Below are 12,798 nucleotides of genomic sequence, written 5' to 3'. Positions count from 1 at the left end.
TTACATAATCGATTGCTTGGTAAATTTTTTGAAAACGCCGTTCGCGATGAGCAGCAGGATGATGCTGACGATCGAGTTGAACATCCCGATGGCCGTACCGAAGGAAAAGCGTCCCATGCCAAGCCCGTAATTCAATGCATAGAGATCCAGGACCTGGGAGTAATCCACCACCAGCGGGTTGCCGAGCAGGAACTGCTTCTCGAAGCCGATGCTGATCAGATGTCCGATCGACATGATCAGCAGGATCGCAATCGTCGGCGCAATGCTTGGAATCGTAATATGCCAAATCTGACGGATGCGGCTTGCGCCGTCGACCTTGGCGGCCTCAAACTGCTCTTGGTCGATGCCTGAAATCGCTGCCAAATAGATGATCGCGTTCCAGCCCATTTCCTTCCACAGATCCGAGCCGGTTACGATATACCAGAACCAGCTTCCCTGCGCCATGAACTGAATCGGCTGGTCGATGATGCCGAGCCACAACAGCAGCTGATTGACAGCGCCTCCATCAACGGACAGCATTTTGGTCACGATCCCGGCTACAACGACCCAGGATACGAAATGGGGAAGATACGAAATCGTCTGAACCGTCCGTTTAAAAACGCTTCCACGAAGCTCATTGAGAAGCACAGCGAACAGGATCGGAATCGTGAAGCCGACGATCAGCCCCATAAAGCTCATAGCCAGCGTATTTCGCAAAACCAGATAAAACTTTTCATCCGTAAACAGGGCCACAAAGTGATCGAACCCGACCCATTTTTGCTCAAATACGCTTCTGCCCGGCCTGTAACTTTGGAACGCCATGAGCCAGCCCCATATCGGCAAATAACTGAAGATGAACACGACAATGATGAAGGGCAGCGACATGCCGTACAGTATTTTCTGCTCCTTGAAAGTGGCCCAAAAGCCTTTCTTTTTCTTCTTTCTGGTGGCAGGTTGGACGCTGCCTTCTCTCTCTGTTACCGCTTTCAAGCCAACCCCTCCTCTCTTGTATACCCTGATGATAAACGAAGCCGCAGGAAGGGGGTACCCAAAGGATTCGTGCAAAAATCATATAAAAATTAGACATTGTTCCTCCCGATCCCGGCCATGTCCTATGGGGAGGGACAAACAAAAATAGACGCGCACCATAGACGCGTCTTCGGGCAGAATCAAGGCAGCCCTTACCTGCGGAAGCGAAAAGCACCGGAACAAGCCTTGGCATCAAGCTGCAGCCGGCTATCCCGTCCAAGGCATCCGCCGTGACGTGAGATAACACACTGCTCCCTTAAAGCTCCAGCTCTTTGCGATAATTCGACGGCGAGGTTCCAACATATTTTTTAAACTTGCTGTGGAAGTAATCCACGTTGGTATACCCTACCTTCTCCGCAACCTGGTACACCTTCATCCCCTGTTTCAGAAAATCCTTGGCCTTGTCGATTCGGACCTTATCCAGATACGTGTTAAAGTATTCACCTGTTGTATTTTTGAACATTTTGCCCAAGTAAGCGCTGTTGTAATTGAATACCGAGGCCAAGGTTTCCAGCTTAATATTGTCGCTGTAATTTCGTTGGATCAGGTCCAGTATGCGCTTCATCTCCTGATCCCGCCCCCCTCTGCCCGCCTGCCACACCAGCTCCTCCAGGAATTGGGCGGAGTGCCGGCACAGATCAAATACGGTCCGTTGGCGGAAGATTGCAGCTATCCGGTCCGAGTATTCCTTCGTTCGCGATTGCAGCTCGGTATGATGCAGCGTCAGCTTGTTATGCACGCTGGTCAGCAGCTCGACGAAAGCGCTCTTCATGTCCCCTTCGGTGTATTGATCCCGGATCATGCCCAAGGCGGCGGAGCGGAGCAGCTTCTGCTGAATGTCCGCGTTGCCGACATCCACTGCGTAATACAGCTGCTCCATGAACGGACCGGGCTCATACCCTTCCGATGGCTCAGCCCCGTTCTCGCCGCCGAAAGGCACCGACTCCGGGTATAGCAGCTCGCCAGGGGCATAGAAGAATCGCCGCCGCAGCAGCTTCTTGGCCGCATGGTAGGACTTGACGGTATCGGCGGCCTCCCGCACAGGCTGCCCCATGGCGGCCGTAATAGCGGCTCCGGCCGCGCTTGCTGCCGTCTCGAGCCGGTCCTGCAGCTCTTTCCTTCCGGAGGCGGACAGCACCGGTACCGGCATAAGCAGACCGAGAAAGCCATGCAACGAAAATACGATGCCGCTGCCCTCCCTCTCGAAGGCTTCCACCAGCTTTTCCTTCAGAAGGCGATCCGGTTCATCGCTCGTTTCATCGGAGCCGTGAACATAAACAAGTGCAACCTGATAATGGTCCCAAGCAAGTCCCAGCTGCTCGGCCAGCTGGCGGGATGCCGCATCCACTCCCGCCTCCTGTTCCTGCCGGAGCCAGGATTGAATGAGCTGCTCGCGGCTGATTTCCGAGGCGGCCTGATTCAGCGCCATCCACTGACGCTCCTGCTCGATCGTTTCCTTCATCTGCATCAGGTAAGCGGACAGCTCATCCTCATCTACCGGCTTGAGCAAATATCCGTCAACCCGATGGGAGATAGCCCGCTTGGCATAATCGAAATCGGCGTAACCGCTGAGGATCAGAAGATGAATCGCCGGATCGGCGGAGCGGACCGCCTCGATCAGCTGCAGACCGTCCATGCCCGGCATGCGAATGTCCACCAGCATGACGTCCGGCGCATAACGCTTGTGCTTCTCAAGCGCTTCGTTTCCGTTGGCAGCTGTGTCCACGACCTCGTACCCCAGCTCGCTCCAAGGCACGATACTCTTCAAACCTTCACGCAGTTTAGGCTCATCATCCACGATCAGCACTTTAATCATCGATTTCTCCTCCTGTCGGAATACTGAATTCTATACGGGTGCCCTCTCCCGGCTCGCTATAAATGGCCAAGCCGGATTCGGGGCCATAAGTCAGCTGGAGTCTGACATGCACGTTGCGCAAGCCGATTCGGCCGCCCTCATGCTCGTCGGATTCATTCAGGAAGCTGTGTATCATCTCGAGCCGTTCCGGAGTAATGCCTGCCCCGTTATCCTCGGTTACGACGAGAATCATGCCACGCTGGGCTGTAACCCTAACCCGGATAAACGTGCCGTCTTCCTTGTGGTCCATGCCGTGAATGACGGCATTTTCAACGAGAGGCTGGATAATCAGCGGAGGGATCCTGACCGGCTCGGCATCCGGATCCACCTCCAGCTCATATTTCAACCGGTCTTCATACCGAAATTTCTGAACGTCCAGATAGCATCGCACCATCTCGATTTCGTCCTTGATCGTCGTCTTTCCGCTTCCGACCTCAAGATTGCTGCGCATCATCTTTCCGAGCAGCCGGACGATTCGGGCGATCTCGCGCTCGCCCTTCAAATGGGCCTCCATCCGGATCGCTTCCAAGGCATTGAACAGGAAATGGGGATTGATCTGACTGGCCATCATTTTAAACTTGATTTCACTTTGCTTCTGCTCCAAGCGCCGCTTCTGCAAATTGGATTCCTGCACTTCGTTCATCAGCTCATTAATGCTTCCGACCATGGAGTTGAACTGGCGGGATAATTGCCCGATCTCGTCTTTGCCGTCAATCTCCATCGCCACGGCAAGGTTCCCGGTCCCTACCTTTGTAATATGCTTGCTAAGCCTTAGCAGGCGGTTTGAAATGAGCGAGGAGAAGCTGTAGATCAGCAGGACGGCCAGCACCAGGCTAATGATGATGACCGTCATCACCAGCCGGTTAATCCGGTTCGCTTCGGCTACGATGCTGTCGATGGAGAAGATCGATATAATTCTTAGGCTGTTCTGCCCCATCTCCGGATTCAGCGGTTCAATGAGCACCTTGGATGCTTCACGATCAATGACCGCCTCGTAGGACCCGCTCGGTTGATAAACCGCGCCGGAATCATCATGGATTTCGGACAGCGTCCTGCCGTAGAGATCCGGGCGGTTGGCAGCAACGATATTGTTCTTGCTGTCCGCTATGATCGTGTAGAACGATTCCTGATTCAGAATCGTATTCAGCATGCCCGTGTTGACGTTGATAACCAGCACGCCGCGGTTGTCTTTGCTCCCCAGGTCCACTCCCTTGATCAGGCTGAGGTAGTGCTTCCCGTCACGCTCATCAACAATATAATCCCAGTGAATGACGCCGATATTTTCCTGGGCCCGGACGTACCATTCCGCCTGCCGGATCTCTTGTTCCGGATAGATGAATTCCCAGTTGTTCAGCATGGTCTGGTTCTCGCTGTAAAAGCGAATGTTGGAGATCTCTTTATACATCTGCTTCGCCTGCTGAAGATCCGGATAAGCACGATAGGCGACAAACACATCGTATACGCTTTCATATTGGCGGTTGGCCAGGTTTTTGAGCCGCTCATCATATGAAAGCCGGTAGGATAGATCATCCGACACGTTAAGCACCTCTGTCGACCGCTTCTTCACCCGGTCCACGTTCTGGTACGCTTGCTCCAAGGCATTGTTAAATGCAAACTTACGGAGCTCTCCCGTCAGGAAAATACTGACGATTGAAACCGGAACAAATACGACCACGACAAAGGATAAAATCAATTTCGTTCGGATTTTCATATCATTCATCAGTTGAATGAAATACGATAACATCGAATGGTTTTCGCTCCTGTCTTACATAGACGTCGGCAGATCCGAGGAAACGGTTACAAATAATTGCCGATGGTGGCCCAAACTCCCTGCCGCTCCCCAATTATATCAGGATAAACACCCCTTCTTGATCAACCAAAAGATGGAAGAAGCCCGACTCCAGCACAGGGCTGGTCCGGGCTCACCTTCCTTATTAACAAGCAGCCAATCTTGCGCTTCCGAAAACTATCCTTTCAACTGAACGGCGAATTCCGCTTTCCGGCCCCCGGCCACGTCAATCCGGCCTTCCGCCAGAGTCGCCCCTTCTCCGTCTACGGAGACAGCTTCGCCCGTGCCGTACAGCTTCACGGAGAACGGCTTGCCGCTGCCTTCGGATGTCAGGCTAATCCGGTTTCCAACACGGACAGCGCGTACGGACAGTTCAATCTGACCTTCCATGTTGCGCACCGTTACCGATGCCTCTTGGCCATCTTCCAAGGCATACAGCCCCAGCTCCACTCCGTCTGCATAGTCATAATCCGGCCGGTTGTCGTTAGCGCCCAGCGCCAGGAAAGAGTTGCCCCGTACGAAGAGCGGCAGACTGAGGAAATCATAGGTCTCCTTGCGCCATGAACCGCCTTCCACCGTTTCGCCGGTCAGCAGATGCGTCCAGGGCCCGTGCGGAAGATAATACGATACTTCTCCCTTCTCGCTGAAGACCGGAGCAACCAGCAGCGAGTCGCCAAGCATATATTGACGGTCCAGCATTTCGACGGCCGGGTCTTCAGGGAATTCCAGGAACATGGCCCGCATGCTCGGAATCCCGTGCTCCGAGGCTTGAACCGCTGTATTGAACAGATACGGCATTAGACGGCTCTTCAGCTTCGTGAAGAAGCGCGTAACATCGACGGCCTCTTCGTCGTATGCCCAAGGCACCCGGTAGGACGTGCTGCCGTGCAGGCGGCTGTGGCTCGACAGGAGACCGAACGCCAACCAGCGCTTGAACACATGGGCCGGCGCCGTATTCTCGAAGCCGCCGATATCATGGCTCCAGAAGCCGAAGCCGCCTAGGCCGAGCGACAAGCCGCCGCGAAGGCTCTCCGCCATGGATTCGTAATCGGCGTAGCAATCGCCGCCCCAGTGAACCGGGAACTGCTGTCCGCCAACCGTAGCGGAACGCGCGAATACGGCCGCTTGATTTTTCCCGAATTTCTCCACAAGCACTTCGAATACCACTTTGTTGTAGAGCTGGGTGTAATAATTGTGCATTTTATGCGGATCGGATCCGTCGAAATATACGACATCGGTTGGAATCCGCTCGCCGAAATCCGTTTTGAAGCTGTCCACGCCCATGTCCGCCAGCTCGCGGAGATATCCTGCATACCATTCGCATGCATCCGGATTCGTGAAATCCACAAGCGCCATCCCCGGCTGCCACAGATTCCACTGCCACACGTCGCCGTTAGGCTTCTTCACGAGATATCCCTTCTCCCGTCCTTCCTCAAAAAGGCGCGAGCGCTGGGCGATATACGGGTTGATCCATACGCAAATTTTCAGGCCCTTCTCTTTCAGGCGCTTCAGCATGCCTTCCGGATCCGGGAATACTTCCTCATCCCATTGGAAATCGGTCCAATTCAGCCCCTTCATCCAGAAGCAGTCGAAATGGAAGACGTGCAAAGGAATGTCGCGCTCCAGCATCCCGTCCACGAATGAATTGACCGTAGCTTCGTCATATTGTGTCGTGAACGAGGTTGAGAGCCACAAGCCGAAGGTCCAGGCCGGAGGCAGCGCCGGCTTGCCTGTCAGATTCGTATATTTATCGAGCACGCCTTTCGGATCGGGACCATCGATGATGAAGTACTCCAGCGACTCGCCTTGAACGCTGAACTGCACCTTCTTCACCTTCTCGGAGGCCACCTCGAAGGAGACGAGATCCGGCTGATTCACGAATACGCCGTAGCCTTTGTTCGTGATGTAGAACGGGATGTTTTTATAAGCCTGCTCGGAGCTTGTGCCCCCGTCCTGATTCCAGATGTCGACGGTTTGGCCGTTCTTCACGAAGGACGTGAAGCGCTCGCCAAGCCCATATACCCATTCGCCTACGCCAAGATCCAGCTCCTCGCGCATGTAGGTCTGTCCGCCGTCCTCAACAATGTGGGCGATCGATTTGAAGCCGCTGCCCGTGATACGCTCGTCTCCACGATAGAAATGAACCGACCACTGCGGGCCTTTCTTGATGACGACACTCAAATTTCCGCTGCGAAGCACAGCCTCCTCGTCATTCTCCTCAATAAATGCATGGCTGCCTTCTTCCTTATACAGCTCGAATGCCGGTCCAAGGTCGCGTACGCCTGCATAATGAACAAGCTTGACGCCGATCACGCCCGGAGCCGGAGAATGGAACTGCACGGTAATGAGCTGCGCGTTGATAGTTGCTCCTCTGCCTGGAATCGGGGCTGTCGAGGCGTACGCTGTGAGCGTGTTGCCTTTCACTGCAAAATCATAGGCCTGTACCGCTCCTGCAATCGAGAAGCCTTCACGTACCAGCCAGTTGCCGTCCGTAAATTTCATGATAGGAACCGCCTTTCTATATTCTGAAAATTGATTATTGGGTTGAAAGCGTTATAATATCATTATACTGATATATTTTTAATGGAACTATCAATATTCGGCCATTTTATAGCACAATCTTGACGTTTAGATGCAACCCATTCATTTCCTGAAAAGCCCGAAGGAGGATTCAAGCATGGATCAAACGCTGCACCGGTCCCTCAAAGAAAGCAAGGCTCATGGCAGCGAACGCTTTCCGTTCGGGATTTACTGGTACCAATTTGCCCCGGGGGCTCATGTTGTAGACTCCCACTGGCATACGGAATCCGAAATCTTCTATTGCATCGAAGGCGAGGTGTTGTTCCAAATCAACGATACCGAATATGTTCCGGTTCGCGCTGGCGAAGCCCTGTTTATCGACGGCTCCGATATCCATACCGGCCACGCCCGAGGGGATCAAGGCTGCAGCTTCTGTGCCATGGTATTCGATTTCGGCATGCTCGCAAGCGCCCAGTACGATGCGCTCCAGGAAGGCATGATCGTTCCCTTTCAGGAACGGAAGGCCACCTTTCCTAGGCTGATTACCTCCGAGACGGATGGTGCGCTGCTCCAGCATATCAAGGACATGATCGCCTTATCCAAACAGCCGCCGCCGCCCGGTTATGAAGCTGCAATCAAAGGCCATCTGTACCTTATGCTCCATCACGCCGCCGCATCCGGCAGGCTGGTGAACCGCAGCCGTTCCGATGCGGCCGATACATCAAGAACCGAGCGGCTGAAGAAGGTGATCGTCTATATTCAAAACAACTACCATCGCCCGATTCGAATCAGCGAGCTGGCCGACCTGATCCCGATGAGCGAGGGTCAATTCTGCCGCTTCTTCAAATCGATGACCGGTCAGACGCCGGTAGATTATATGAACTCCTATCGGGTGCGGCAGGCAGCGGAGCTGCTGCGTCAGCCGGAACATAAAATATCCGACATCGCACTCGATGTCGGATTCGGGCATATCAGCTATTTTGTTCGGGTATTCCGCAAAATCATGAACTGCACGCCTTCAGAATATCGCAAAAACTTATAATTTCGGGGGTACTGGCTCTGCCCTCGTTCTTAATATATTTCACCAGTGTCTCTACATTATAATAAGCAGTGACGATATTGTTCTGGCTGTTCATCTGCTCGCGGTCTTATTTATATCGTGCTTGTCGCCGGCTTCGGCTTCAGGGCCGCCTGTTCGGAGCCCTAGGGATCTGCATTCCCATATTGATCAGAACCGTTATACATAGTCTCCCGTAAGATTCGTATCCTTTGCGGGGATCGCAGCAGATAACGCCAGCGAAGGACAACAAAATGGTCAACAACCAGCGAACAAGCAAAACACGCCGTTTAAAGCGAGAGTTTCGCCCTAGAACAGCGTTCCTAATATATTGGTGACCGATTATTGCCGGACCTCCCTATGGATCCGGACAAACGGACAGCGAATCGGAGACTCGGCGCTGTCGTCAAGGAAATATTGCTTCCATTCGTAATTGTCTTCTTGTCCGTACAAATTCAAATCCGGGTGCGGCGGCACGGCATCATACGCCTCTAGGCGTTCCCTGATCAGCTTCTTGGTCCGCTGAGCCTGCCGGGCTTTGGCGTTGAATTGCCGCAAAACCCAGCGCGGCGTGAACGCAAGCATCATGCAAGGAAAATGCCTGCTCCTGCGCTTCTCATGCGCCGGCGTCCCGCAGTAAACGAAATACGGCTCGCCGCCATAACAAAATTCCCATAAGTGATGTGACGGCTCATCCGGTATGGACTCGGGCCATGGCTGCGGGTCATACGCTGTTGCCCGGCTCAGCAGAGCCCAGAACAGCCTCTCGTAATATTCGACGCCATTGCGGCCGTCCCCATCCTTTCCGGTATGGATCATAACCACCAGCGATGTATAGTTTCCGTATTCTCTTGAATGGAGCCCATACTCATGAAGCAGTGAAGCTAATTCACCGGATGCTTCCTCTATTGAATACCTGCTAAGGTTGAGAAAGCCGTATCGGAAATGCTTCAAAGCATGGCCCTGAACGGCAGGAATACAAGGGAATTTGGCGGTCTTATCCGTCATTTTCGCCATCAGGCTGTCAGCGGCTTCAAGCTGCCAGGCCTCCGGCAGATGAAACAAGGCATCCGTATCCAGCAGTGTTGTCCGTGAGCTCATTACCAGTCCCTCCCCTTTCTTCAGCATATAGGGGGGAACAAAAATAGGTGACTGTACCAGCCAAAATTAACATGATTTTAGAAAACCGTTTCACGAAGCTTGAACTTTCTGATATCTTAAGTAGAGAAGAAAATTACCATTCCAGGCTTACGCCTTAATTACCATAGAGAGGATTCTTTCACATTATGTCTAAACCCCTGCTAAACGATCAGATTCAAAATGCCAAGCCGGCCAAGAAGCCGAGGCCTACCGCACCGCCCGTTCGACTGTTCGCGCTGGGAGGGCTTGGGGAAATCGGCAAAAATATGTATGGCGTCGAGTTCAAAAACGAAATCATCCTCATTGATGCCGGCCTGAAATTTCCCGATGCTGAAATGAGCGGTGTCGACTACATTATTCCGGATATCCGGTATTTGATTGAAAACAAGCATAAAATTAAGGGTCTGTTCCTGACGCATGGCCATGAGGACCATATCGGGGCTATTCCTTATGTGCTTCGTCAAATTCAGATGCCGATATTCGGAGGCCCTTTGACCATCGGATTGGTCCGTGCCAAGCTTGAAGAGCATCGATTGCTGGATCAAAGTGATCTGCGGCTCTTCCATGAGGACGAGACCATCTCTTTCAAGCATCTGTCCGTTCATTTCTTCCGGACAACCCACAGCATTCCGGACGCCTTTGGCATCGTTGTCGAAACTCCATACGGTCCTGTTGTACATACCGGGGATTTCAAATTCGATTTCACGCCGGAGGATAAGCCCGCCGATCTTCATAAAATATTAAAGCTTGGCGCACGCGGCGTACTCGCGCTGATGGCGGACAGCACCAACAGCGAACGCGACGGCTTTACGCCTTCGGAGCGTACGGTAGGCGACTCCATTCTCCGCCTGTTCCATGAGTGCCCCGGACGGATCCTGTTTGCCACATTTGCCTCCAACGTCCACCGGCTGCAGCAGGTTGTGGAGGCTGCCATCCGAACCAAACGGAAAATTGCCATCGTCGGACGCAGCATGGAGAAGGTATTCGTCATCGGGCAGGAGCTCGGTTATATTCGCATGCCTGAAGGCATGCTGATTGACGTCAAGGCAGTCAACCGTTACCGTGACGACCAGGTGCTGATTATCTGCACCGGAAGCCAAGGCGAACCCAATGCGGCTCTTACGCGCATCGCTTCCGGGGCGCACCGGTCCATTCAAATTCATCCGAACGATACGGTCATCTTCTCGTCCTCGCCGATTCCGGGGAATACCCAGAACGTGAACCGCAGCATCGATCTGTTGATGCGTGCCGGCGCGGAGGTTAAATACGGCTCGATTCTTGACATTCACACATCCGGGCACGGCTGCCGGGAGGATCTGAAGCTGATGATCAGCAGCCTGCGCCCTAAATATTTCGTGCCGATCCATGGAGAGTACCGGATGCTGCTGAATCACCGGCATCTGGCCACTCAGGTTGGGGTTCCGGACAGCAGCGTCTACTTGCTGAATATCGGCAATACGCTGTCGATCTACCGCAATTATGCAAAGAAAGGGCGCAACATTCCTTCGGGGGATATCTACATTAATAACGGCGAACTGCGCAAGCATGAGAAGGAGCTGCTTGAGGAACGGGTGCAGCTGGCCCATGACGGGGTTGTGATCGTTGCGATCACCATTAATCCGGAAACACGGAAGCTCCTGTCCGGCCCGGAGCTGATTACCCGCGGCTTTGTGTATATGCAGGACTCCAAGCCGCTGCTGCGTCGAGCCGAAGCGATGCTCCGCAAGCAGCTGAACAAAGCCGGAGAGCAGCGTGAATATAACCGCGCGGTCTGGGAGCAGATGACGAACACGGCCCTTAACCGTTATTTCAAACGGGAGCTGGGACGAAGCCCATATATTATGCCGTCAATAATGGAAGTATAATTGTAGAATATAGACCCAGAGTACAATTCCATCCATCCGGCTCAAACGAACCAAGGGGCATTCCGAAGGTCTTCAGACCTGATCGGAATGCCCCTTGTGCTCGTTTAATGGCCAACTGCCGATTTTATCGCATACCAGCTGGAGAAGGTTTCAGAGTCCCTGCACTTACTCATCCGCCAGCTCCAGCCCCTTGGTCTCTTTCCCCAGCAGGAGCACTCCCAGCGCCCCAATCAAAATCGTCACAAAGAACATGACAAAAATCAATTCGATACGGGTTCCCTGCTGCTTCAAAACGCCAACAAGCAGCGGTGCAATAACGCCGCCAATCCGGCCGAAGGAGGTCGCAAGCCCTACGCCTGTCGAACGAACCTTCGTCGGGTAAAGCTCCGGACTGTATGCGTACAATCCGCCCCATGCTCCGAGATTAAAGAAGGACAGGCAGATGCCCGCAGCCAGAAGCGAAGCCTCGGTATTCGCGTAACCGAACCAGATCGCGCTGATGGCCGTAAAGACCAAATACGTGACCAGCACGAATTTCCGCCCGAACCTTTCGATAAAGTAAGCGGCCGTAAAATAGCCCGGCAATTGAGCCAGCGTCATAATCAGCACGTACTGGAAGCTTTTGACCAGACTGAAGCCCTTGTCTACCATGACCGTCGGGAGCCACAGGAACATGCCGTAATAGGAGAAGACCACCGTAAACCAGAGCACCCACAGCATGATGCTCGTGCGCCGATGCTCGGTCGACCAAACCGAGGCTACGCGCTCTCCAAACGATAGCCTCCGGGCGCTCTTCTGCCGCATATACCGCGGCGAATCCTCGATTGCGCGGCGAAGGTACAGCGCGTAAATGGCCGGCAGCGCCCCAATGACAAAGGCCGTTCGCCATCCATAGTCCGGAATGACGAAATACGCAATCAATGCGGATAAGATCCACCCCGCAGCCCAGAAGCTCTCAAGCAGGACAACTGCTCTTCCCCGTTCCCGGACCGGCATGCTTTCCGAAACGAGGGTGGAGGCCACCGGAAGCTCTCCCCCAAGACCGAACCCTGCGATAAAGCGCAGCAAGCACAGCATGATAAAGCCGGTGGCCAGTGCCGAAAGACCGCTCGCGATCGAGAAAATAAGCAGCGTCCAGAGTAAAATATTTTTGCGTCCGTATTTATCCGCTAGAAAACCGGCCATCGCCGCACCGAATACCATCCCGATCGACGTCGTGCTTGTCAATATCCCGACCTGCTGCGAGCTCAGCGACCATTCTGCGGCGAGGGCGGCGACAACAAACGAGATCATCCCCACGTCCATGGCGTCAAACATCCAGCTGATGCCGGCGCTGAACAGGAGCTTACGCTGCTTCGGCTCCTTTAACAGCCCCATCCTTCCGTTACGCATGCTAAAACGCTCCTTTCTTAAGATATCAGACAGTATAAACTTCGCGGCGCCAGCTTTCTGATATCGCAAGAGAAACTACCGCTAAACGCGGTCTGTCTTCTTTGAATGTACGTCGATAGACGTTTTTCTTACCTTTTTATAATGTAGTGGATTGCTAGAACGGTAGCAAGAC

The 12,798-nt window shown here is 53.5% G+C and carries 8 protein-coding genes; 2 read left to right on the top strand and 6 right to left on the bottom strand.

The features are described 5' to 3' along the window. The 4 genes from MKX76_RS27010 to yicI form a co-directional block, all read right to left on the bottom strand. A complete protein-coding gene (locus MKX76_RS27010; protein ID WP_007131737.1) occupies nt 1–969 on the bottom strand; it encodes an ABC transporter permease in 969 nt (322 codons plus the stop codon). 295 nt (nt 970–1,264) lie between these two features. Continuing rightward, nucleotides 1,265–2,824: a response regulator transcription factor gene (locus MKX76_RS27005; protein WP_341034909.1), complete on the bottom strand. Its 1,560-nt coding sequence runs from the start codon at nt 2,822–2,824 to the stop codon at nt 1,265–1,267. Next, a complete protein-coding gene (locus tag MKX76_RS27000; protein WP_341034908.1) occupies nt 2,817–4,607 on the bottom strand; it encodes a cache domain-containing sensor histidine kinase in 1,791 nt (596 codons plus the stop codon). The genes MKX76_RS27005 and MKX76_RS27000 overlap by 8 nt, the downstream gene beginning before the upstream one ends. 222 nt (nt 4,608–4,829) lie before the next feature. Beyond that, a complete protein-coding gene (yicI, locus tag MKX76_RS26995; protein ID WP_341034907.1) occupies nt 4,830–7,154 on the bottom strand; it encodes an alpha-xylosidase in 2,325 nt (774 codons plus the stop codon). A 175-nt stretch (nt 7,155–7,329) separates the two neighbouring features. Here yicI and MKX76_RS26990 point away from each other — a divergent pair, with 175 nt between their 5' ends. Next, nucleotides 7,330–8,214 carry a helix-turn-helix transcriptional regulator gene (locus MKX76_RS26990; protein WP_341034906.1) on the top strand — a complete coding sequence of 295 codons (885 nt, stop codon included), beginning with the start codon at nt 7,330–7,332 and terminating at the stop codon, nt 8,212–8,214. Between the two features lie 357 nt (nt 8,215–8,571). On the opposite strand, the gene MKX76_RS26985 is transcribed toward MKX76_RS26990, so the two are convergent. Continuing rightward, nucleotides 8,572–9,330: a YqcI/YcgG family protein gene (locus MKX76_RS26985; RefSeq protein WP_341034905.1), complete on the bottom strand. Its 759-nt coding sequence runs from the start codon at nt 9,328–9,330 to the stop codon at nt 8,572–8,574. Nucleotides 9,331–9,515: 185 nt separating this feature from the next. On the opposite strand from MKX76_RS26985, the gene rnjA reads away from it, so the two are divergent. Further along, nucleotides 9,516–11,234: a ribonuclease J1 gene (rnjA, locus tag MKX76_RS26980; RefSeq protein WP_007131743.1), complete on the top strand. Its 1,719-nt coding sequence runs from the start codon at nt 9,516–9,518 to the stop codon at nt 11,232–11,234. A gap of 165 nt (nt 11,235–11,399) precedes the next feature. Here the strand turns inward: rnjA and MKX76_RS26975 are convergent, their stop codons facing one another. Next, nucleotides 11,400–12,626, bottom strand: coding sequence for an MFS transporter (locus tag MKX76_RS26975; RefSeq protein ID WP_007131744.1), 1,227 nt, complete (start codon nt 12,624–12,626; stop codon nt 11,400–11,402). Between the last annotated feature and the right edge of the window lie 172 nt (nt 12,627–12,798).

The organism is Paenibacillus sp. FSL R5-0810 (assembly GCF_038002285.1).
Taxonomy (GTDB): Bacteria; Bacillota; Bacilli; order Paenibacillales; family Paenibacillaceae; genus Paenibacillus_AQ; species Paenibacillus_AQ lactis.
This window is presented reverse-complemented; position numbering and strand designations above follow the sequence as displayed.